Origin of the sequence: Lysinibacillus sp. NPDC096382 (assembly GCF_044762845.1) — a bacterium.
Lineage (GTDB): Bacteria > Bacillota > Bacilli > Bacillales_A > Planococcaceae > Lysinibacillus.
Genome location: NZ_JBIWFC010000001.1, coordinates 616,848 through 638,723 on the forward strand (window position 1 = coordinate 616,848; position 21,876 = coordinate 638,723).

Annotated in this window: 20 protein-coding genes and 1 pseudogene; 12 read left to right on the plus strand and 9 right to left on the minus strand. The window is 33.5% G+C overall.

Translation table 11 applies throughout. The annotated features are described in order from the left end of the window. Nucleotides 1–103: 103 nt before the first annotated feature. A complete protein-coding gene (locus tag ACIQZA_RS02945; protein ID WP_400935293.1) occupies nt 104–964 on the minus strand; it encodes a YitT family protein in 861 nt (286 codons plus the stop codon). A gap of 34 nt (nt 965–998) precedes the next feature. Next, on the minus strand, nt 999–1,538 hold the full coding sequence (locus tag ACIQZA_RS02950) for a helix-turn-helix domain-containing protein (RefSeq protein ID WP_400935290.1): 540 nt from the start codon (nt 1,536–1,538) through the stop codon (nt 999–1,001). A 178-nt stretch (nt 1,539–1,716) separates the two neighbouring features. Here ACIQZA_RS02950 and ACIQZA_RS02955 point away from each other — a divergent pair, with 178 nt between their 5' ends. From ACIQZA_RS02955 to ACIQZA_RS02970, 4 genes are all read left to right on the plus strand, one after another. Further along, a complete protein-coding gene (locus ACIQZA_RS02955; protein ID WP_142508449.1) occupies nt 1,717–1,968 on the plus strand; it encodes a PLD nuclease N-terminal domain-containing protein in 252 nt (83 codons plus the stop codon). Then, nucleotides 1,952–2,854, plus strand: coding sequence for an ABC transporter ATP-binding protein (locus ACIQZA_RS02960; protein WP_400935287.1), 903 nt, complete (start codon nt 1,952–1,954; stop codon nt 2,852–2,854). Before ACIQZA_RS02955 ends, ACIQZA_RS02960 begins: the two co-directional genes overlap by 17 nt. Nucleotides 2,855–2,858: 4 nt before the next feature. Further along, nucleotides 2,859–3,638 carry an ABC transporter permease gene (locus tag ACIQZA_RS02965; protein ID WP_400935284.1) on the plus strand — a complete coding sequence of 260 codons (780 nt, stop codon included), beginning with the start codon at nt 2,859–2,861 and terminating at the stop codon, nt 3,636–3,638. Nucleotides 3,639–3,884: 246 nt separating this feature from the next. Next, nucleotides 3,885–4,262, plus strand: coding sequence for a GntR family transcriptional regulator (locus ACIQZA_RS02970; protein WP_402880256.1), 378 nt, complete (start codon nt 3,885–3,887; stop codon nt 4,260–4,262). Between the two features lie 42 nt (nt 4,263–4,304). Here ACIQZA_RS02970 and ACIQZA_RS02975 read toward each other — a convergent pair whose 3' ends face one another. The 3 genes and pseudogenes from ACIQZA_RS02975 to ACIQZA_RS02985 all read right to left on the minus strand — a co-directional run bounded on the left by ACIQZA_RS02975 (nt 4,305) and on the right by ACIQZA_RS02985 (nt 6,597). Beyond that, on the minus strand, nt 4,305–4,856 hold the full coding sequence (locus ACIQZA_RS02975) for a GNAT family N-acetyltransferase (protein WP_400935278.1): 552 nt from the start codon (nt 4,854–4,856) through the stop codon (nt 4,305–4,307). 30 nt (nt 4,857–4,886) lie between these two features. Continuing rightward, nucleotides 4,887–5,313, minus strand: a pseudogene (locus ACIQZA_RS02980) (hypothetical protein); the annotation flags it as partial. 117 nt (nt 5,314–5,430) lie between these two features. Continuing rightward, a complete protein-coding gene (locus ACIQZA_RS02985; RefSeq protein ID WP_402879825.1) occupies nt 5,431–6,597 on the minus strand; it encodes a DUF418 domain-containing protein in 1,167 nt (388 codons plus the stop codon). Nucleotides 6,598–7,337: 740 nt separating this feature from the next. Here ACIQZA_RS02985 and ACIQZA_RS02990 point away from each other — a divergent pair. Then, on the plus strand, nt 7,338–8,039 hold the full coding sequence (locus tag ACIQZA_RS02990; protein ID WP_402879823.1) for a response regulator transcription factor: 702 nt from the start codon (nt 7,338–7,340) through the stop codon (nt 8,037–8,039). After that, entirely contained in the window at nt 8,036–9,676 is a 1,641-nt protein-coding gene (locus tag ACIQZA_RS02995; protein ID WP_402879822.1) for a sensor histidine kinase, read from the plus strand. The genes ACIQZA_RS02990 and ACIQZA_RS02995 overlap by 4 nt, the downstream gene beginning before the upstream one ends. A 237-nt stretch (nt 9,677–9,913) precedes the next feature. Here the strand turns inward: ACIQZA_RS02995 and ACIQZA_RS03000 are convergent, their stop codons facing one another. From ACIQZA_RS03000 to ACIQZA_RS03010, 3 genes are all read right to left on the minus strand, one after another. Further along, nucleotides 9,914–10,234, minus strand: a complete 321-nt coding sequence (locus ACIQZA_RS03000) for a DUF4183 domain-containing protein (RefSeq protein WP_142508441.1) — start codon at nt 10,232–10,234, stop codon at nt 9,914–9,916. A gap of 50 nt (nt 10,235–10,284) precedes the next feature. Continuing rightward, nucleotides 10,285–10,728, minus strand: coding sequence for a DUF4183 domain-containing protein (locus tag ACIQZA_RS03005; RefSeq protein ID WP_402879821.1), 444 nt, complete (start codon nt 10,726–10,728; stop codon nt 10,285–10,287). A gap of 504 nt (nt 10,729–11,232) precedes the next feature. Continuing rightward, nucleotides 11,233–11,895, minus strand: a complete 663-nt coding sequence (locus tag ACIQZA_RS03010) for a Crp/Fnr family transcriptional regulator (protein WP_142508440.1) — start codon at nt 11,893–11,895, stop codon at nt 11,233–11,235. An 84-nt stretch (nt 11,896–11,979) separates the two neighbouring features. On the opposite strand from ACIQZA_RS03010, the gene ACIQZA_RS03015 reads away from it, so the two are divergent. From ACIQZA_RS03015 to hblA, 6 genes are all read left to right on the plus strand, one after another. Continuing rightward, nucleotides 11,980–12,741, plus strand: coding sequence for an HAD-IIB family hydrolase (locus tag ACIQZA_RS03015; protein WP_402879818.1), 762 nt, complete (start codon nt 11,980–11,982; stop codon nt 12,739–12,741). 762 nt (nt 12,742–13,503) lie between these two features. Next, nucleotides 13,504–15,000 (plus strand): serine hydrolase domain-containing protein, encoded by a 1,497-nt coding sequence (locus ACIQZA_RS03020; protein ID WP_402879816.1) that lies wholly within the window; start codon nt 13,504–13,506, stop codon nt 14,998–15,000. A 427-nt stretch (nt 15,001–15,427) separates the two neighbouring features. Continuing rightward, nucleotides 15,428–16,465 (plus strand): Fic family protein, encoded by a 1,038-nt coding sequence (locus ACIQZA_RS03025; RefSeq protein ID WP_402879814.1) that lies wholly within the window; start codon nt 15,428–15,430, stop codon nt 16,463–16,465. Nucleotides 16,466–16,971: 506 nt separating this feature from the next. After that, nucleotides 16,972–18,291, plus strand: a complete 1,320-nt coding sequence (gene hblC, locus ACIQZA_RS03030; protein ID WP_402879813.1) for a hemolysin BL lytic component L2 — start codon at nt 16,972–16,974, stop codon at nt 18,289–18,291. A gap of 46 nt (nt 18,292–18,337) precedes the next feature. Then, entirely contained in the window at nt 18,338–19,570 is a 1,233-nt protein-coding gene (gene hblD, locus ACIQZA_RS03035) for a hemolysin BL lytic component L1 (protein WP_402879811.1), read from the plus strand. A 23-nt stretch (nt 19,571–19,593) separates the two neighbouring features. Further along, a complete protein-coding gene (gene hblA, locus ACIQZA_RS03040; protein ID WP_402879810.1) occupies nt 19,594–20,706 on the plus strand; it encodes a hemolysin BL binding component B in 1,113 nt (370 codons plus the stop codon). Nucleotides 20,707–21,033: 327 nt separating this feature from the next. On the opposite strand, the gene ACIQZA_RS03045 is transcribed toward hblA, so the two are convergent. Beyond that, complete coding sequence (locus ACIQZA_RS03045; RefSeq protein WP_402879808.1) at nt 21,034–21,801, minus strand: sulfite exporter TauE/SafE family protein; 768 nt, start codon at nt 21,799–21,801, stop codon at nt 21,034–21,036. Nucleotides 21,802–21,876 lie beyond the last annotated feature (75 nt).

The window sequence follows — 21,876 nt, forward strand, 5'->3', positions numbered from 1 at the left end:
TTAAGTTCACTTGTATATTTAGTCATAAAAAACTGCATCCCCATTGTTAGATATGTAACAATGGGGATGCAGTTTATGAACGACTTACTTTCTTACCTTTTGTTTAGTGGATATCACGTTTTTTGAAGTTACCACCACGTACCTCTGATACATCAGAAATAACTACAAAGGCACTTTCATCGATATCTTTAATAATCGACACAAGTTTATTTTCTTCCATACGGTTAATGACACAGTTTAATATATCCGTTGGTTCATTAGAAAAACCGCCACGCCCTTTTGTATATGTAACACCACGTCCTAAACGAGCTTGTATCGCATCCCCAATTTCTTCTGATTTTGCACTGACAACACGAACATCTTTTGATTTTTCTAAACCTACTTGAATAATATCGATAACGTTTTTCGCAATATAGTACGTTAAAGCTGAGTATAATGCGCTCTCTAAGCCAAAAATAAAGCTTGCCCCTAAGAAAATAAAGGCATTAATAAATAATATAATATCCCCGACTGAAAACGGAATTTTACGTGATAGCAACACGGCTAAAACCTCAGAGCCATCTAACGCCCCACCGTTACGTAAAACAATCCCAATCCCAACACCTAGTAGCATACCACCAGATAAAACAATTAATAACGGATCATTTGGACCTAAAATTGTTTTAACATCATGCATAAGAACTGTGGAAATAGAAAGAGCTGCTATCCCAGTACAACTCATCAATGCAAAAGTTTTACCTACTTGTTTGTAGCCAATCCAAATAAAAGGAATATTTAATACAAAGAGCAGTACGCCTAATGGAATATCAAAGAGGTGTGCTCCCATAATACTAATACCTGTCACGCCACCATCAATGACATCGTTCGGTATTAATACCGCTTCTAGTCCATATGCTGCGATGATGGCGCCAACTATAATCATGATAAATTTTCGTGTGTTTTCAACTGTCTTTCTTCTTTTCATAAATCTTCTCCATTTCTTTACGTAAAAATATTACTTAAGGTTTTGGAATAATATTTATAGCAATTGTTTTTGTCTCAGTCTCTTTGCTTGAGTCGGCCATATTATAGTATTTAATTATTAGATCGTTTAATTCATTTTCAAAACTCATAAATTGATTAGTCGTTAATGTCAAATCGATAAATGAGAAAGTTGCTAAATCTGCAAGTCTTTCTTCTTCATCAAGTAAATTTAAATAATTTTGATATTGAGATAGTAAAGCTAATTGATAGTTAGAAACATAATTTAATTTTTGCTTGATTGTTAGTCGTGTCCAATCCTCCTGACTAAGTTTTTCTGCTCCTTCATTTAATGCATAAAATTTTTCTGTGACAGAACGTACTTTTCGCTCTTTCACAATTTTTATGATGTTTTCATCCATTAAAATTTGGATGTGACGATACAAAGTAGCTTGAGGTACATCCTTTATAATAGAAATCATCTCCAAAGTGCTTAAGCCTTCTTCTTTATCGTGCATTAGAGCTTGTAAAATTTTCATTCTCACAGGGTGCATTAAAACCTCTGCTTTATTCCGCATAAAAACGATCCTCCTATCAAATGGAATCAAGGGAAGCAATCAAATGTTATCAATATGAGAACATTATCAATAAATATACTATATATTTTTTTTACAGATGTACAGTAGAAAGGTAATGAAATTATTTACATCTTCTGTTATCATTATTGATAATGATAATGAATTGGGGGTTTTAGAAATGAAATTACACTATGGTTTTGATGATTTAAGCCAATTGGATTGGGCAAGTATACTTCCAATCATTCTGCCATTTTTATTCGTAGGATTTGTTCTAATCATTGTTGCTTTATTCGATTTATATCGGCACAGAGATACGCGAGAAAACATACTGATGTGGACAATTATTATTTTGTTCTGTAACTCAATTGGTTCTGTTCTATATTTCATTATTGGTAGAAAGGATGTAAATAAACGTGCGCTTAGAGATTAAAAATATTACGAAAAAGTTTAAACAAAAAACAGCCGTGAATGATTTTTCAATGGTCATTGATTCCAATGAGTGTGTTGGATTAATTGGACCAAATGGAGCGGGGAAATCCACGTTAATTCAAATCATTGCAGACATGCTGAATGCAGACAAAGGTGAAATTCTTCTTGATGGTCAAAAGATTTCATCTATGAGAAATCAAATTGGTTATTTACCTCAGTTTCCTAATTTTTTCTCATGGATGACAGCATTTGAAACATTGTCCTTTATGGGAACACTTTCAGGCATATCAAAAAATGAATTGCAGAAAGAAATTCCATTACTTTTAGAAAAGGTAGGCTTAGGGAAAGAAGCACATATTCATGTCGGGACATTTTCAGGTGGTATGAAGCAACGTCTCGGCATTGCACAAGCATTGTTGCATAAGCCGGCTTTAATGATTATGGATGAACCGGTATCAGCGCTAGATCCAATAGGAAGAAGAGAAGTGTTAAATTTATTAAAAGAGATAAAAAAAGAAACGACAGTTTTAATATCAACGCACATATTGAGCGATGCGGAGGAAATTTGTGAGCGCTTTATAATGATTAAAAATGGTCACAAAATAGAAGATGCTACAAAATCAGAGTTACTTGAGCGCCATCAAGAATCAGTTATCTTTTTAATGATTCGCAAGGTAGATTTTCAGTGGTTAACAATGCTTGAACAATTATCTTATGTGCAGAAAATCGAAAGCTGTGAAAATGGCTTCAAAATCCACGTTGAAAATTTGGAAACAGATGCTAATCGATTAATACAGCACGGACTGGATTCAAAAGTGATGATTACTAAATTTGAAGTGGGTATTCAAGACAATCTAGAAGAAATATTTTTAGAATTGGTGGTGTAAATGAATGAATGCTTTTATTGCATTAAGCAAAAAAGAAGTACAGCAAATGGCAAGGGAGTTTAAAATATTGTGGCTCCCAATCGTATTTATTTTACTAGGGCTAACTCAGCCGATTATGATGTATTATTTACCTGTTATTTTACAATCGGCTGGTGGTGTTCAAGGTATCACAATTGATCCTACGATGGCAAAGCCTGTGGGACAGGAGGTACTTGCCTCAACATTAAATTCACAGTTTGATCAGCTAGGCATTATTATTCTGGTCATTGCTACTATGAGTATTATCCAAGGAGAGAAAGCAAATGGCATGATGGCATTTATCCTAACAAGGCCAGTATCGATAGCTTCTTATTTAAAAAGTAAAATCATCATCCATTATATATTGGCTGTTATCTGTATAGCTCTTGGCTATGCAGTGTCCTATGGCTATTCAGCGTACTTATTTACTACTGTTCCTTTGACACAAGCTTTATGGGCATTAGTATTTTATTGTGTTTGGTTGTTATTTATCATTACGTTTGTTGCGATGATGAGTACATTTTTTAAAAGTACTGCATTTATTGCACTAATAAGTATTGTTAGTCTATTAATATGTCGTTTTATCGCTGGGCTACATCCATTAATAGACATTGTTAATCCTGCTAGTAATAGTATGTATGCAACAAATATTCTAATGTCGGGTGATGTGGAAACTTGGTATGGCCTCCATATTATAGGAACACTGCTGCTCGTTTTATTGATGACTGTTACTATGCAAAGTTTTATTGCGAAAAAGAAATTTTAACTTCTTTCAGAAAAGTGTTTGGGTAGCAAGAGTGAAATAAAATAGAGGGATTCGGGCTATGAACTTCACATTCTATGAAAACACCTGAGTGACCAACAACATGTACTTCAGGGTTTCATCTTTGACCTGATTCCCAAGGAGTCGCACATCCACTACCAAACCAACTTATTTGCATGATATACGTTTTCACAAATGACATCAACTTTTAGCGATAAGCCATATGAAAGGAAACGTGAACAATTGAATATGAAAATAGATCCAATGAGTAAAATTCCTATTTATCAACAGTTAACCCAGCAACTACTTTTTGAAATAGCGACAGGAAAAATTTGCGAAAATGGTGATCCATTGCCCTCTATTCGTGATTTAGCAGCCGAAACAAACCTTAATCTTCATACCGTTCATAAAAGCTACAAGGAGCTTCAGAAGAAGGGAATAATCGCTATAAAACCTAACTCAAAAGCAACTGTTAATAAGCCTGCTGAAGCAAAGAGTGTTAGCCTTCAACAAATTTCTATAAAGGTTGAACAAATAATGTGTGAAGCTTATGTTTTAGGTATTAGCGAATATCAATTACAGCAGCTGTTTCATGAGAATAGAAGGAAATTTTATATTGAGCCTTAAAAAAAAGAGATGACTTCTGCAATGAACAGAAGCCATCTCTTACTAATTAGAGTGAATTTTAGTAAACTCATCCTTGGTCATTCCAAAATAGATCTCGTCATAAAAGGTACCATTTGTATAAATCATATTTCTTAATCGGCCTTCTTCAACAAATCGCAGTTTTTTATGTAGAGCTATAGAAGATGCATTAAAGGAGTAAACACAAATTGTTGCTTTCTGATAGCGAAGTTCAAAGAAATAATGCTTTAAAATCGTTAAAATCATATCTTTTGCATGCCCTTTTCCTCTATGTGGGGGAAATACCGTTATAGCATAGTCAAATGTCCCATTCTTTCCATCACAACCAGAAACCTCAATTGTCCCCACGACATTGTTTGAAGCATCCTCTGCAATCCAGTAAAAATCATCACTGTCAGTAGATGCCCCTTGTGATATTTCATTTATCCATTCTTCAATTTGCTGATTTGTCCGGGGGAAAGCGATTGAATCAAGGTTTTTAAGTATGTCATCATCTAAATTTTCAAATATATGAATGTCTTCAGACTTAGGCGCTCTTAACCGAATTTTTGCTCCGCGCCAATAGGAAACTTTCATTGAACTCATCTACCTTTCTAATTTGTATAGTTAAATTATACCATTATAATTGTGTAGAAAAGAACCACTAAAGAGTTCATTACTTTTACAATGTTTTATTAAAAATACAGCCACAATAGTTGTATTCACAATGCCAATCGCCACTAGAAATAAATTACGCCATGCAAGTTCGAAGGGGCTAACATTACAAATAGCAGCAGGGATTAAAGCCCAAGGAATTAATGTTCCTCCTCCTGCAAAGATCGCTGTTATTTGTCCTAAAGCTGTTAAAGTAGCGGTACCACCACCAATGCATTGCCAAACAAGGAATCTGCTAAGGAAATATTTGAGAAGCCAGAATTGTCTATGCCTGTAATGGCGCCAACGACTGCAATTCCCTTTGTTAATGGAACTACAGCAGCTAGGCCCACACCGAGATGTTGGCAATACCGTGTGAAGCCTCTAGTAATTAGTTACCAATAGTTTGCATAACTCCGGAATCACTAGATAGGGATTAAATGAAAAAAGAGCGATTAAAACATCGCTCTAAAAAATTATAAAATGGCAATTCTTTTCTTAGGTTCTTTGTTCATATCTAACAAACGACTTTTTGAGCTTGCTTTTTTTGCTTTAGATGATTGGGGTATGACCAGTGCGTCCACATATGTAAATTCTGTTCAAATGGACCTCGTTTATTTTTTTTCAAGTAGAAAAAGCTCGCTACACATTGCAAACTATATACAATAAGGCCTAACAAAATGCCATTAAAGACACCAAGTTTTCCATACAACCCTAAGCCATAGCCATAAAAGATAGTCGTACAAATAATGGATTGCATTAAATAATTTGTTAGCGATAGTTTACCAACATATTCAAAGACCTGTGAAATAATAGAGGTATGCCAAAATTTATACAGTAAGGCAGCTAAACATACATACCCTAACGATAATAACATAGCGCCGCCCATCGAAAACATAGGAGAAAAACTATTTTTCATTAGTCCTAGAGACTTGCACAACAGTCCAATTGGTACAAGAAGTGCCCCTAGCATATACCACTTTTTCTCCTGCTCCATATGTTCAAATGCACGTATTTTGGCTAGACCCATCCCTACTAAAAATAATGGTAAATGTAAAACTAGTCCAAATATCACTTTGACCATATAAACTAAAGGATCTTCCATTCCTGGCATTTCAGCATGTTTACGAAAATCATATGTTTCTGCAAAAGTACCATTTACATATGTATGACTTTCTTTTTCAATATAAGTATCAATCCTTTGCTGTTGCTTCATTGAGACCTCACTTGGTCCATACAACAGCACAGTAGAAGTAACAAACAGTATCCCTGCCCAAATAAATGTAGTTTTTGCTTTTCGATTGATAAAAAGAATTAATAAAGGGATCGTTACACCATAAATTACTAAAATATCACCTTCCCAAATTACTGAATGTAGCCAACCTAATGCAATAAGACCAATACTCCGACGAAGAATTACCCATCTACTTTTTCTACCTTTTCGGTGTACAGATTCTACTAGTTTCATAAGTGAAAAGCCGAAAAGCAATGTGAAAATCGGCATAAATGAGTCTACAACAAAAACTTTCAAGAAGTACAGTGCACCTTGATCAAGCTGTGATAAACCCCTTACTTCATCCTTTCCTATAATTCCAAATTGAAAAATAAGCAAATTCGCGAGTAATATCCCAAGTAAACTAAATCCTCGCATACAATCAATAAAAGAAACTCGTTTTATTCCCAAAAATGTAACCTCCCAATTCATTATTTTGCTATTAGACCAAAGCACCTCTTCGATGTACAACTTCATTGGAGTCTTTCTAGTTGAGTCGGAAACCTTAGCTAAGAGGGCTATTTCTTTTTTCTTTTTATTTTGTCAAAGCTATCAAATATTAAGTTAGTAATTGAAAAGACAAATACTTCATAGATAAACGTCAGCATTCTGTTACCCTCCTTCTGTGCGTCCACAAATGTAAAATCTGCTCAAATGGACCTCGCTTTTTTAGCGCGGTACATATTTCAACCTATATACTTTTCTTTGTTTCCAATAAGTAAATTCGCAAGTAATATCCTGGGTGAACTAAATCCTTGCATAAATCAATAAAAGAAACTCGTTTTATTTCTAAACATGTAACCATACTATTTAATATAGTGTAAGTATATGGGCATAACCTTATAGGAAGATAATAAGCATCTTAATAAAGTCTTAAAAACTGAATAAAAGGTTATAAAGTTTTATAAGAGGGATATGACTGTTTATGATGAAAAGATCACTGTTTTATGAGGCTTTTGTTGTATATTCATTTATCATGTAGAGTACAAGCACTAGCTATTAAGGGCCGAACCCACGTATTGTATCAATAAAGGAAACACGTTTTTTGATTGCGTTTAATCTCCTTAATTGGTTATCTTATACATAGTGGTTGGTAAAGCTTATTGTGAAATTATGACTACTTTAAATTAATCTTAAAAGAAGGTGATAGTATGCAAGATGCGTCAATTTTAGTGTTAGAGGACGAACGTGCAATTGCGGAAATGATTGAAATTATATTAAGAAAAGAGGGGTTTTTAGACATTACACTTTGCTGTACTGTTCAAGAAGCAAAAAATAAAATTAAAGCAAAGGTTTTTGATTTTTATCTATTAGATATTATGCTTCCTGATGGGAGTGGGCTGGATATGGCGAATATTATTCGTGAGCATAGTGAAGCGCCTATATTCTTTTTAACGGCAAAAGGTAGTGATGCAGATAAGCTTCGCGGTTTTATGAACGGTGCAGACGATTATATTACGAAGCCATTTAATCCACTTGAGCTCGTTGCGAGGGTGAAGGTACAGCTTACAAGATATATGAAGAAAAAGATTGTATCAAAAAGCCATGTATTCACATGTGATGGGTTCACATTTGATATGGATGCAGCAGAGATAACGGTAGATGGTACAAAGGAAATTATTAGTGGGCGATTATTTCACTTACTGAAGTATTTATGTGAAAATGCAGGGCAAGTATTATCGAAGGAGCAAATTTATGAGCGTGTATGGGGTGATTGTTTGTTTGATGATAATACAGTGATGGTACATATTCGAAAACTACGTGAAAAAATTGAAAAGAATCCAGGTAAACCAACTTACATTATAACTGTAAGGGGTATTGGTTATAAACTTGTTGGAGATGTTCTTTCATGAAGCCAGCTAGGAGATTAACGCTTCGTTTTGTATCTTATTTCAGCATTTTTTATTTACTAATCATTTCAGGCTTTATTATTTGTTTGGTGTTTTTCTTTCAATCTCTCATTGGTCATATGGGTGACAATATTCATACAATGACTTCTTCTGAAATTGAAGATAATGCTGTCATAGAAAAAGGCAAATCCATTAAGCTTGCTGATTATTTAGTGAAGCGAGCTGAAGAGAATGCAGGGCAATTATATTTGTTCAATGAATCGATGGATATTGTTGATTACACAGGAGATTCATGTGAACTATGTGGAATGACAGATAACGAAATAATGACTCTTCAACGCCCGGGGATGCACACATGGGAGATTCCTAAATATTATTTGTTATTTCTACCTATATCATCTGTCCAACCACTTTTTGAGGAGGCACTGCAAAATTGGAAAGCTACAGGGGGAATTTCAAATGTGGTACTCCAGCATTTACAAGACAATAAGGCATCTGTTGAAATCTATAATGAGCAATGGGATAGGATAGAGATCATTGGAGAGCGTTATAAAAAGCTACATAAGCCTCAATTGCTAGAAGAGAAATATGATATTTTTGAACATAAAGAGTTTATAGAGAATGCTGCTTTGGAGGATGGCTCGACACTAGTTGTACGGATGCCAAATCCGTCATACAAGCCTTTGGAAGATCCTTTTAAAAATGCAATGTTTTTATTTATTTTCAGCTTCTTTGGTGAAAGTATTATCATGTTAATAGGGGTATTCTTTTTATCAATTAGCATTTCTCGTCAATTTGTTCGTCCGCTTGTGTATATACTATCTCGAATAGAGCGACTTACACAGTTTGATTACAGTGAAGTAAGAGATAAGAAGGTACATCACCGAAAGACAGGTAAATTAAAAAGGAAATTTAAGTTATTTAAGCCAGTTGATGAATCTCTCAATCACTTATCGGAACGTCTTGACTCTAATGAACGGCAAATTAAGCATGCAGAGCAATTACGTGAAGAATGGATAACAGGCTTATCACATGATTTAAAGACACCGTTAAGCTCTATATATGGTTATTCAACCATGCTTGCTTCTAAAGATTATGAGTGGACAAATGAAGAAATGCGCGACTTTGCAACTACAATGCAGGAGAAGGCGACGTACATGGATGCTCTTATACAAGATTTAACCTATACGTACCAATTAAAAAATAAAGCGATCCAGCTTGAAAAAGTGTTATTACCACTCAACATATGGTTACCTCAATATGAAGATGAGCAGGTGTCTGTAAAGGTTTATGGGGATGTTATGCTCGAAGCAGACGAGCTTTTATTAAAGCGCATTTTAGACAATTTAATAACTAATGCTAAAAAATATACGCCTGATGGTACAAAGGTAAGTGTAGAAGCGAAAAATATCGGTAATGAAATTATGCTGACCATTGCTGATAAAGGTCCTGGAATCCCTCAGAAGGAGCTTGATAACCTCTTTGAGCGATATTATCGAGGGACAAATACTACAGACGATACAACGGGTACAGGATTAGGGTTGGCTATTACTAAACAGTTAATTGATTTGCATGATGGAGCCATTAGTGTCCAATCGGGAGCAAGAGGTACAGTTTTTGTGTTGAAATTTAAACATTAAAATATTGTGAATTTGGGCAGTACAGATGAAAAACATTCACTCTTGAACAGGCTTGAAGTTGAAGTGTAGTTTTTTAGAGGATTATCTCTATATGAACAGCTTTTTCATAACTATTTTCAAATCGGAGCTTTGGCAGGAAATTAAAAATAAAGGGTCACCTGAAATAAAGTGACCCTTGTACAAAAGGTAGAAGAAAGGCTAGACATTTTCAACAGGCGATTAGTTAAAAATTAATCATTAAGTTTGTGTAACTAATTCTACAGCTTCTACTACTAATGGAGTTCCGGCTGAGATTGTGCCAGTAACACCGTTAAAAGTTAACTCTGTTGCAGAAATTGTATACGATCCACCTTCTTGTAATACACCGTTTATATAGAAATTATAGTAGCCGTGTGTTACTACTGGAAAAGCAGTCGCAGCAGTTCCACTATCATTTAGAAAGGCAGTTGCGGGGATTGTAGTACCGTCAGCAACTGTTAAATCTGCTGCTAACACATCAAAAAATCTTGTGGAAGTACCATTAACGTTTACATGAATATTAATAATTGAAAGTGCCATTTTTTTCACCTCCTTTCAAGGGAAAAAGAATAATTTAGCAGATTCTCCTATCACATTTGTTGGAAACCCAATGATTCAATAATGATTGGAGTTCCGGCAAAAATAGTTGTATTAAATGGCTTAAGGATTAATGAATCCGGGGTTACTTTATAAGCACCGCCTTCTTGCATCACAGCATTGATGTAAAGATTGACATATCCATTGGGATTAAAAAGCTTGAATTCTGTTACTGGATCGCCAGTATCATCTGTAAATAAATTAGCAGGAAGAGTTGTTCCATTTGTTAAATCAATATCATCTGTCACAATATAAAAATATCTATTTATTATTGGAATAATAGTTCCTTCAGGGATAGCAACTGGAGGAGGTTGAATAGAACCTACATCAATAGCTTTCATACGGGGCCAAAAAATTCGATTATTTTCACAACAACTGTCACAAATCAATTTTTGCGGGTCCAATTTTCCCATTATTTTTTCACCTCCCTTTTTCATATGTTTTTGACCCCGTAAGTTATAGGCATTTTTTATAAAGAAAGATTTTCAAAAAAAAATATCTTATTTTTACTATATTTTATGAATTAGAATGGGAAGGTGATTGGCGCTTAGTCTATAAAAAGAGAATTAAATAAATTTTTTTACGAAAAAATAGGTTTTTGAATACCTTAAAGCAATTAAAATGGAGTTTTATAAAAGTAAAAAGTGATAGAAATACTGTTGAAAAAGCAAAAAAAAGAATTAGACTAGAAGAATTTGGAGTAGATTGGTTTTGAAGAATTAAGCTTTTGTAGATTTTATTTTGTTTATAAATGAAAAAGCCATAGCGCAACAAAGTGCGAAAGTACTATAATCGTTCCTTGATTTCACGTATAACTACTATTTATTTTGTCAAACATAGACATAAAAATGATCACTTCTAAATCGAAGTGACCAAGTAGAGAGGATTAAAGGAAAAGAAAAACCTCAGAATTTAGTTTATGAAGTTTTGTTTTTCCATGTTTATTCAAAGCGTACATTTTCAGAAATTTCTTTCATCTTAGCCCAATCCAAAATTTCTATCGCATTATCTTCTCGAATGATAATCCCTTTTTCTGTCCAGTCCTTTAGGATACGATTTATATGTCTTTTTGTAGTACCAATTAATGAGGCAACATCATCTAAAGAATTTGTTTTTATGTATTGATTGACATGTGTTGGGGATTCAACAGTACATAAATAAGCTGCTAAACGTACATTTACTGGAGAAAGCGCATTAACTCTAGATGAAATTGTGCAAGTTAGGAGCTTATATGCTAACTCTTTCAATAATAATTGATTAAATTTACTATCAAATTTTAAATGAGTTTCGTACACTTCTAATGGAATAATTAAAACTTCACATGGCTCTACAGCGATACAGTTAGATACAATTAAACAATCTGTAAATATTTCAATATCGCCCATAATCGAGGGCTGTTGGCAGTACCTTAATAGTAACTCTTTCCCAGTCACTTCTAAACTTGATACCATATACCTTCCTGACAGTAAAAAATATATTCCGTCTATCTGGTCTCCTGCTTTTAGAATGTATTCATTTGGTTGGAAAGGACATACAATAAGGGATGAAGTTAGTTCTTGTGTAAAAGTGTAGTTATAAATAGATTTAAATAGACTTTGATTCATTTTTTCCTCCGAGACATCTGTCCTGTATTAATAGTATTAATTTTAATATAGTTATAGTTAATTAATAAAGAGGTAGGGATTCAAATGAACTTTGTATTCGATTTAGATGGAACACTTTGCTTTGATGGTAAAAGTATTGATAGAGAAATTATTGAAGCACTTCAAGAATTAAAGTTAGCAGGGCATCAAGTGATTTTTGCCTCAGCTAGACCTATTCGTGATTTAGTACCTATCATACCAAAGGATTTTCATGAAGGTCTATTAGTTGGAGGAAATGGAACATTTACTTATGATCATGGGCAAATTCAAGTGACACATTTTGAACAACAAATTTTGGACAAACTCATCACACTTATTCATCGACATCAGTTGAAATATTTAGCAGATGGTCAGTGGGATTACTCCTTTACAGGTGATATTGCACATCCTATTTATCGAAATATCGATAAAACCAATTCAACGAACATACCGTTGGAACAATTACTTCCAGTCAGCAAATTAGTTATTTTCCAACCAAATGAGGAAGTGTTAGAAGTGCTTGAAGCATTTCCAGTCATAGTCACACACTATAAAACTGAACATGCCATCGACATTAGCCCTCTAGGGATTAATAAAGTTAGTGGACTACATAGGTTGAACATTCAACAGTTTATTGCTTTTGGGAATGATAGCAATGACCAATGCTTGTTTGAACATGCAGTACATAGCGTATGCGTCGGGAATAATGACGTGAAACGTTATGCAAAAGAAAACATTGAACAAGCAGATGTAGCAGGGAAAATTCGAGCATTAAGGGGAAAGTATCGTGTAGATGAAGAAGACACATCTAAGCTTGTTAAAAATTAATTACCTGCTACACAGTACGAAGACAATATGCAGTAGCTTCTTCAAGAATCGGGCGTTATCCAGGAAGGATTGCGCTCTTTTGCTGTATTGGGTCTAACTGTTTATAAGGAAATTGGGTGCTATTGTTAGAATTATAGAGAAGATAGTGACATATTTTAGGGGGTAAAACGATGATTGGAATATTAGCAGGAATGGGACCGTTATACCAGTGAGTATTTTTATTAAAGGGCTGTAGCAACGATTGCTGCCTAGTACACAAATGAGGGTGGTATCGTGACGTTTAACCATTAATCCAATGATAAGGACAATAAAAACAACGTAAATCCAATGAAGAGCCGTGAATTCAATCCCAACGTTTCCCCTCAAAATTCAATCTGATTCTATAGAATATGAAGGGAAAAAAGTTATATGGTTTTAGGAAATTTTGACTGAAGTAGAAAATTGAAAAAGTAATAATAATATATAATAAAGGAGAGGTAGCAGAAAAGCTTACTGATGCGGTGAATAAATATTTATTACCTGCTGCAATAAGAGAACTTTCTAAACAACAACGCCAACAGCAACAATATATAAATTAAATGGAATCGAAAAAAAACAATTCATAATAAGAAAACAATGTTGCAACATCAGTAATAGTCCAAGTTCGCAACATTGTTTATTTTTTTTCGAAAAAGATTCCTTAAAAAATCTTTTGATACTTCGTACAGTAGTTAAAACAGTACTAGATGTAGAGTGGTTTAATATTAAAGAGTAGGGGGAAGTATGATTAAAAAGAGTATAGTTTTAATTACTAGCATTCTCTGTATTTTACTAATTATGTCTACAGATAAAGTTTTGGCAACAATAAGTAATAGGGATGAGAAAATAAAACTGATTGAAGTTGAAATTGAGAGCAACATGAAAACACATGATATTCTGGGGATGGCCTTTGCACTAGTTGATTCTAATGGGATTATTTATTCTAAAGGTTTTGGAATTTTAGATATACGAGAAGATACCCAGCAGATTGACGAAAATACAAACTTTAACTTAGGATCGCTTTCTAAAGTGTTTACCACATTAGCTATTATGCAGCTTCAGGAGAAAGGATTTTTAAGTATAGAAGATCCTGTTGTTGACTATCTTCCTTGGTTTAAGACAAGAGATGCTTTAATGTCAAATCAAATTACTATTAAACATTTACTTAATCACTCGAGTGGTTTGCCAAGTCGTCTCAATGTTCATGATGTTAAAAGTGTAGATCGCCGGGAGATTATAGAGCAAATTAGTGATAAACTAGGTAATGTTATGTTAGTTGCAAAACCTGGTGAAACTTTTGAATACACCAATATGAATACAGATTTGTTACAAATAATTATTGAGGAAGTTTCAGGTGTCCCTTTTATAAAATATATGGATGACAATATTTTTAAGCCTCTCGGAATGAACAGAACAGGGTATTTTACATTTGATAATCATCACCTTTCCAATACAGCAATGGGGCATCGCTATCAATGGGGGAAAATTAAACCCTATGAGGAAAAGCTAGTCTATGCTACATCTAGCTCGGCTGGGTTATCCTCAAATGCCACAGATTTAGCAAAGTTTATGATGTGTTTACTCAACGGGGGAATAACGCCTACGGGTAATCTGATTCGTTCAAATAGTATTACTGAAATATTCAAAGCTAATAAATATGGCGTAGGGTACAATTGGTATGTATATCCTCATAATATGTATATGGAGGGTGGGTTACCAGGCTTCACTTCAACGATGGTCCTTTCTTCTGATAAATCCTTTGGTCTTGTTCTCTTGTCAAATTCGAAACAAGATATAACATACCATTCTGGATTTAATTTATTTAGAATAGTGGAGGGAGGAACCCCTAAACCTTTATTAGGTAAGGATTTTCCAAAGGTGAATTCTGCCGCTAAGATAATTCTGGGTATCACAATCTTCATTTGTATTATTTTAATCTCTGTATTAGGATCAACATGCTATAATTTAGCAAAAGGAAGGCATAGGGTTGCTTTTGCGAAACCTAGTTTCAGTAGATTTTGTGTGATCATTTTCTTACTAGTATTATACTTTGGAGTAATGTATTACATTTACGTTTTACTACCTTTTTACGTGGGAGTTCCTTCGTTATTCAACTTTAAAAAAGAACCAGATGTCACATCAGGACTGATTATATTTAGTATAGTACATACATTGCTCTCTTTAGTTTTATTCTTGAAAATCCTAATAATTCAAAAGGTTAAACAGATCCAATCGGTATAGTTTAATTAGAAATTAAAGCGTTGATCCAACAAGGGATTAACGCTCTTTTTGTTGAAGTAAATTGAACTAACGAAGCGGGTTTAGTTGTTCAACATACCTAAATGGATGATTATATAGCGGGAAGAAAAAATATATATAAAATGTCACAAAAAATAATAAAAATCAGTACATTTAAAAGATAATATTCCGATATTTAATAATGTCTAATGTCTAACATCTATATTTACGATACATCCACTTTTTGAATAAATCAGTCTAAACTTTATACAAAAATTTGAATAATAAATTAATCCTCTTTTTTAGAAAGTAAAAGCTCTATTAAACCGGATGTTATTTGAATAGTAATACTGAATAACATTAGGAAATCCTAACAACAAAAATTTATTATTGTAATAGAGCATTGAGAGATTGTAACAGGAGGAACAAAATGAGAAATTATTTCGAAGACCCGTACATAAATATTGAGCAACAACTAATAAACTTGGTCAGTGAAATTAGTGAATATAAAGGAATGTTGACCGCTTATAAAGAGCAAAGACCTGACATATTCACTAGCCTTGAAAAAGCTATACCCCTACAATACATAAAAAATTATATTTCAGTTTATGAGGATATAAAAGTTTCAAATAAGCGATTAAAAGAACTTATTTTAGATGATATGATGCCCCAATCAATTTCGGAAGATGCGATATTTTGTTATTATGAAACTTTGTCTTTAGTACATAAAAAATCTTGTACTTTTTCTATAAGTCCAGATACTATACAAGAATTGCATTTCCAATTAATTCATTATAATACCTCTGACGGTGCAAAATGGCGCCAAAAGCCATTTTCTATCCCAGGACTTCCCGAAAAAGGGATGCATACGATTTGTTATCGTCCTTTTCCACCTGAAAATATTCCGCGGGCAATAGAACAACTATGTAACCAGTACAATTTATTACATCAGAAAAAAGAGTTACCTACACTTATATTAATAGCTCGTTTTATATTGAACTTTTATTGCATAATTCCTTTTAGTCAAGGCAATGGTAGATTAACAATTATGTTAATGCAATTACTATTAGTAAAAAGCGGACATACATTTGTAAAATATGTTTGTTTAGATGAATATATAAAGAAGAGAGAGTCAGAATACTATGAAGCCATATTTAAATCATCGGTTAATTGGTATTGTAATGGGCATAATAGTAGCTTCTGGCTAAAAGAGTTCTTACTTATTATTTTAGAAGCTTATGAAGATCTACATAGCAGAGTACTGGATTCTATATGTAAACATACTAAGGTAGAGCGAATTCAAAATTTTATTCATCATCAAAAGCAACCATTTACAAAAGAATGCATTCGAAGCATTTACCCAGATATAGCTGAAAGTACTATTAGTAAAGCTTTAACTGATTTGCAACTATTAGGTGAAATTAAACTTATTTCAAAAGGGAGAAATGCGCGCTGGATGAAAGTATAGACTTAATCTACACCTTTTAAAGTCGGAGCTAATCAGTTTTTACTAAACAAATCAAAAATCTACTCTAAGAACCAATTGCCAATCTTTAATCGGCAATTGGTTCTTTAGTTATTTATCTAAGGAATGGAAAGCAATAAATACGTCCTTTCTAAAATGACCAGTATGTCTAAAATTTGAAGATTTATTGCCTATTCCGTTGGCTAAAATATGTCAATATTGCAATTTCAATCTGCTTATTTTCGCCATATTATGGCACATTCATGTTAATTTTGTTCTTATTAATCTATTTAAAATCAATATTACAGCGAGAATTAACTATTTTACACATAAAATAGATTCTTTACACTGCAGTTTGCCAAAAATTGTGACAATACCTAAAATTTACATTGTAGGAAAGTATAAATCATTTTGGCAAGGATCTTTCCTGAAACAATAAGTATAGAGAGGTACTTAAGAAGTAATTGCATAAATTACTTTGAAAAATATTATAGAAGGAGGTAAACAAAATGAAAAAGAAAATAATTACAGGGCTAATGATAACGTCCATTTTTACAACGGGGGCTATTCCTATACATACTTTTACAACGCCTTTAGTTCAGGCGGAAGTTCAAGAAGAGAACATCGCTATTTCCTCATCTTTAAGAAAATTAGGTGCACAGTCTAAATTGATTCAACTATATATAGATCAGGCTTTAATAAGCCCTAATGTACAGCTAGAGGAAGTACCAGCTTTAAACACAGAGCAATTTCTAATAAAACAGGATATGAAAGAATGGTCATCGGAACATTATCCAAAGTTAATGCTAATAAATTCAAAAAGTAAAGGATTTGCCACTAAATTTAATCATTATTATCCAACATTGAAAGGGTATGTAGATAATAAGGACGATAGAGAAGGTTTTTTGGATAGATTAGAAGTCCTTCAAGAAATGGCTATAACGAATCAAGAAAATGTGCAACTTCAGATTAATGAATTAACAGACCTTAAATTACAGCTTGAAAAAAAACTTAAAGATCTCGATACGGATGTGACAAAAGCTCAGGGGGTACTAAGTTTAGAGGGAACGGGGAAGATAGACAAGCTAAAAGACGAATTACTAGATACCAAAAAATTAATTCAAAATGATTTGCAGCAAATGGCATTTCTTCCGGGAGCTTTAAATGTACAAGGACTTAAAATATTCCAAGAGATTTATAGTCTTGTAAAAGATATTATCGACCCAGCTGCACAAACAGCGGCGGCGGCGTATAACAAAGGAAAAGAAATTAATAAATCTATTCTAGAAGCTGAGGAAAAAGCAGAGCAAGAAGCAAAAGAAAAGGGTAAATCTGCTTTAGAGATTGAAACTGCTAAAAAAGAAGCTCGTGAAGCAATTGAGAAAAATAAAAAAGGTGAAATTGCTGCAGCGGCAGCTACAAAAGCGAAAGAGTATGACCTTATGAAAGCAATTGACCCAGAAAAAATCAAAAAAGCATATAGTACCTTCGCTGAAGTAAATAATCTAAAGGCAGAACAACGAGCATACTTAGATGATTTAGGACAACAAAATCAAAAATTATATGATTTAACAACGAAACTAACGATAGCAGATTTACAAAAATCAATGCTACTTCTTATGCAAGATGATTTGCATACATTTGCTAGCCAAGTGGATGTAGAACTTGACCTATTGAAACGCTATAAAGAAGACTTGAATTTAATAAAAAATAGTATCAAAAAATTAAGTACTGATGCTGATACTACTGACAATCCGTCTCAAAAAGAGACATTAAGACGATTGAAAAATATAATAAGTCAACTAGAGGAACAAGTTGATAAATTTTAATATTCTAAAATTATAAAAATCTATCGAAGGTTTGGAGGAGTTTAATATGAAGAAATTCCCTTTTAAAGTATTAACTGTGGCCACTTTAGCAACGGTTATAACCGCAACTAACAGTGGCACTATTCATGCACTTGCACAAGAACAGATTACTCTGGAACAAAAAATAGGAAATTATTATACATTAGGACCTGAAGGACTGAAAAAAGCGTTAGCTCAAACAGGATCTCATATTCTTGTAATGGATTTGTACGCAAAAACAATGATTAAACAGCCGAATGTAAATCTATCCAATATTGATTTAGGTTCAGGAGGGGGAGAATTAATCAAAAATATTCACCTTAATCAGGAACTGTCTCGAATCCACGCGAATTATTGGTTAGATACGGCGAAGCCAAAAATTCAAAAGACAGCACGTAATATTGTAAATTATGATGAACAATTTAATAACTATTACGACACATTGATAGACACTGTACAAAAGAAAGATAAGGAAGGCTTAAAAGAAGGTATAGGCGATTTAATCAGTACAATTAATACAAATTCGAAAGAAGTTACAGAAGTAATTAAAATGTTAGAAGCCTTCAAAACAAAACTGTATACAAATACTATAGATTTTAAAAATAATATTGGCGGTCCAGATGGGAAAGGTGGATTAACGGCAATATTAGCGGGAAAACAAGCATTGATTCCACACATTCAAGCTGAAATTGAAAATCTGCGTTCCACTCAGAAGGCCCATTTTGACAATGTATTAGCATGGTCAATTGGTGGTGGCTTGGGAGCAGCTGTTTTAGTTATTGGAACGATTGCAGGAGGGGTAGTAATCGTTGTGACTGGCGGAACAGCTACACCGGCTGTTGTAGGCGGCCTTGCAGTTCTAGGTTCTGCTGGTATTAGTTTAGGAACAGCAGCTGGTGTTACGGCATCTAATCATATGAACTCCTATAACGAAATTTCTAATAAAATCGGAGAATTAACGATGAAAGCCGATTTTGCTAACCAAGCAGTTATTGCACTTACTAACGCTAAAGACACTTTGACATATCTGTATCAAACAGTGGATCAAGCGATAATGTCTCTAACGAATATTCAGCAACACTGGAATACAATGGGGGCAAATTATAAAGATTTATATGATAATATCGATCAAATGCAAGAACATAAGCTCTCTTTAATACCTGATGATTTAAAAGCAGCTAAACAGAGTTGGAATGATATTCATCAAGATGCAGAATTTATTGCAAAAGACATTGCGTTTAAACAAGAAGAAAAGAATTGAAAGACAGCTAGGAGGAATACAAAATGAAAAAAAAATCTCTTTACAAAGTACTCGCTGTATCGACGCTTTTAACCTTGACAACAACTTCTGTAATTTCTCCAGTAGCAGCATTTGCAGAGACAAGTAAGATTGAGCAAACTAACAATAGTGATACGTCTCTTTCAGCAAATGAAGCGAAGATGAGAGAAACCTTGCAAATGGCGGGGCTTTTTGCAAAATCTATGAATGCCTATTCTTATATGTTAATTAAGAATCCAGATGTCAACTTTGAAGGAATTAATATTAAGGACTATCCAAATTTACCTGGTAAAATTGTACAAGATCAAAAGGATGCAAGAGCACATGCCCTTACATGGGATACAAAAGTAAAAAAACAGTTGATAGATACATTGACAGGTATTATTGAATACGATACAAAATTTGAAAATTATTATGACATAATTGTAGAGGCCATTCATACAGGAGATGGAGAGACGTTAATAGAAGGGATTACAGATTTACGAGAAGAAATTCAACAAAATCAAAAATATGCACAACAATTAATAGGAGAATTAACTAAATTAAGGGACGCTGTTGGACAAGATGTAAGAGCATTCGGCAGTAACAAAGATCTTTTACAGTCGATTTTAAAAAACCAGGGGGTTGCAGTTGAGGATGATCAAAAGCGACTAAAAGAAGTTTTAGAATCAGTAAACTATTATAAAAAATTAGAGTCTGATGGAATAATAACAGTATCTGTGCCCTCTATTCCTACGTGGATTGCTGGTGGTATTATGTTAGGGATAGCAAGAGATCAATTAGGTCAATTAGAACCGTTATTAGCACAATTAAATCAGACAGTTGATTATAAAACAACATTAAATCGTGTAGTTGGCATTGCACATAGTAATATTAGTGAGATGTACAATGCACTCGATGATGCTATTAACGCTCTTACTTTTATGTCTACACAATGGAATGATTTAGACTCTCAATATTCAGGCGTACTGAGACATATCGAGAATGCATCTGCAAAAGCGGAACAAAATAAATTCAAATTTTTACTACCTAATTTGAAATCAGCTAAAGACAGCTGGGGAACATTAAAAGTAGATGCAGACACATTAAAAGCAGGGATAAAAGAGTTAAAAATATAGCCTGTTTTCAATATAGATTACTTAAAAAATTAAAAGTAGATTTGGGGAATATTTCATTTTCCAAATCTGCTTTTTTATTTCAGTTTTTTAGACTGCTTTCTTGCAATTAGAACACTTTCTTAGAAATAGTAACATAGACCAGTAACGTGATGCAGAAATATTTTTATGTAAAATTCATGCAGGCCAGACAGTTATTTTCTTTCATCATAACTAACTGCCCAACCTTTTTTGAAGAAACAAACCAAAATAACGCTGTGTCTTTACTTGTAAGATAAATTTGCACACCATCAGATGAGAAGCCTAAGAACGTATATTAGCCAATGAGTGTTACATCAATAAATCTGATACGACCTGAACAATTAGCAAGAAAAAAATGATGGGTAATAAAATTTGAATCCATTTTGTTTTGATATATGGAATTATCTTTAAACCTAAGAACGAGCCAACGATAGAGCCAATTGAAACAGGAATTGCGATTCCCCAATTAACAATGCCCGTAAAGTAGTAAAAGAGAAATGCACCTGTACAACTTGAAAATGTAATAATTCTTGTTACCTCAACTGCTTTTATATAGTTATATTGCTTTTTAAGATGATAGGTTACATTCATTAAGGCTGAGCCTGGTCCAAAACCACCGTCATATATAGAAATCACAAACGGAATGAGTTTATTAATTGATTGTTCCTCCGTTTCTTTTATATCCTTTACCATAAATTTATTACTGCAAAGTACAATGAAAAATGCGAAAATTAAGAATACGCAAGCTACAACATTCATGACTTGCTCTGATAATCGAGTGGCTAAAAATGCGCCAAATAAACCTCCAAAACTAGATATCATAATTAAAGATGTGAATTTTTTTACCGATAAATGTCCTTTAATTATAAACGATACGACATTGGATAGGGCTGAAATTCCTGTCGCGAATTTATTAACTGCTACGGTTGTATGAATTGGAATGCCAATAAGTAACATTGCAGGTAACAAAACGAAGCCTGCAGCGCCGAAAAGAACACCAATAATTGCTGCGAGTAAGCCAATTGTAAATAACATAAACCCATTTACTGATAACCATTCATGTAGTAAAATTTCCATCAAATCACCTCATACCTAAATTACTGCTAAATAATACATAAAACAAATATATAATAATTGCTTATTCATAAATAT

Excerpts from the sequence above, each read along its gene's own strand:
- ACIQZA_RS02965 (WP_400935284.1), top strand. The coding sequence starts at position 2,859 with ATGAATGCTTTTATTGCATTAAGCAAAAAAGAAGTACAGCAAATGGCA.
- ACIQZA_RS03010 (WP_142508440.1), bottom strand. The coding sequence starts at position 11,895 with ATGAATCAAAGTCTATTTAAATCTATTTATAACTACACTTTTACACAA.
- ACIQZA_RS02945 (WP_400935293.1), bottom strand. The coding sequence starts at position 964 with ATGAAAAGAAGAAAGACAGTTGAAAACACACGAAAATTTATCATGATT.
- ACIQZA_RS03025 (WP_402879814.1), top strand. The coding sequence starts at position 15,428 with ATGAGAAATTATTTCGAAGACCCGTACATAAATATTGAGCAACAACTA.
- ACIQZA_RS03045 (WP_402879808.1), bottom strand. The coding sequence starts at position 21,801 with ATGGAAATTTTACTACATGAATGGTTATCAGTAAATGGGTTTATGTTA.
- ACIQZA_RS03000 (WP_142508441.1), bottom strand. The coding sequence starts at position 10,234 with ATGGCACTTTCAATTATTAATATTCATGTAAACGTTAATGGTACTTCC.
- ACIQZA_RS03015 (WP_402879818.1), top strand. The coding sequence starts at position 11,980 with ATGAACTTTGTATTCGATTTAGATGGAACACTTTGCTTTGATGGTAAA.
- hblC (WP_402879813.1), top strand. The coding sequence starts at position 16,972 with ATGAAAAAGAAAATAATTACAGGGCTAATGATAACGTCCATTTTTACA.
- ACIQZA_RS02955 (WP_142508449.1), top strand. The coding sequence starts at position 1,717 with ATGAAATTACACTATGGTTTTGATGATTTAAGCCAATTGGATTGGGCA.
- ACIQZA_RS02975 (WP_400935278.1), bottom strand. The coding sequence starts at position 4,856 with ATGAAAGTTTCCTATTGGCGCGGAGCAAAAATTCGGTTAAGAGCGCCT.
- hblA (WP_402879810.1), top strand. The coding sequence starts at position 19,594 with ATGAAAAAAAAATCTCTTTACAAAGTACTCGCTGTATCGACGCTTTTA.
- hblD (WP_402879811.1), top strand. The coding sequence starts at position 18,338 with ATGAAGAAATTCCCTTTTAAAGTATTAACTGTGGCCACTTTAGCAACG.
- ACIQZA_RS02950 (WP_400935290.1), bottom strand. The coding sequence starts at position 1,538 with ATGCGGAATAAAGCAGAGGTTTTAATGCACCCTGTGAGAATGAAAATT.
- ACIQZA_RS02995 (WP_402879822.1), top strand. The coding sequence starts at position 8,036 with ATGAAGCCAGCTAGGAGATTAACGCTTCGTTTTGTATCTTATTTCAGC.
- ACIQZA_RS02990 (WP_402879823.1), top strand. The coding sequence starts at position 7,338 with ATGCAAGATGCGTCAATTTTAGTGTTAGAGGACGAACGTGCAATTGCG.
- ACIQZA_RS03020 (WP_402879816.1), top strand. The coding sequence starts at position 13,504 with ATGATTAAAAAGAGTATAGTTTTAATTACTAGCATTCTCTGTATTTTA.
- ACIQZA_RS02970 (WP_402880256.1), top strand. The coding sequence starts at position 3,885 with ATGAAAATAGATCCAATGAGTAAAATTCCTATTTATCAACAGTTAACC.
- ACIQZA_RS03005 (WP_402879821.1), bottom strand. The coding sequence starts at position 10,728 with ATGAAAAAGGGAGGTGAAAAAATAATGGGAAAATTGGACCCGCAAAAA.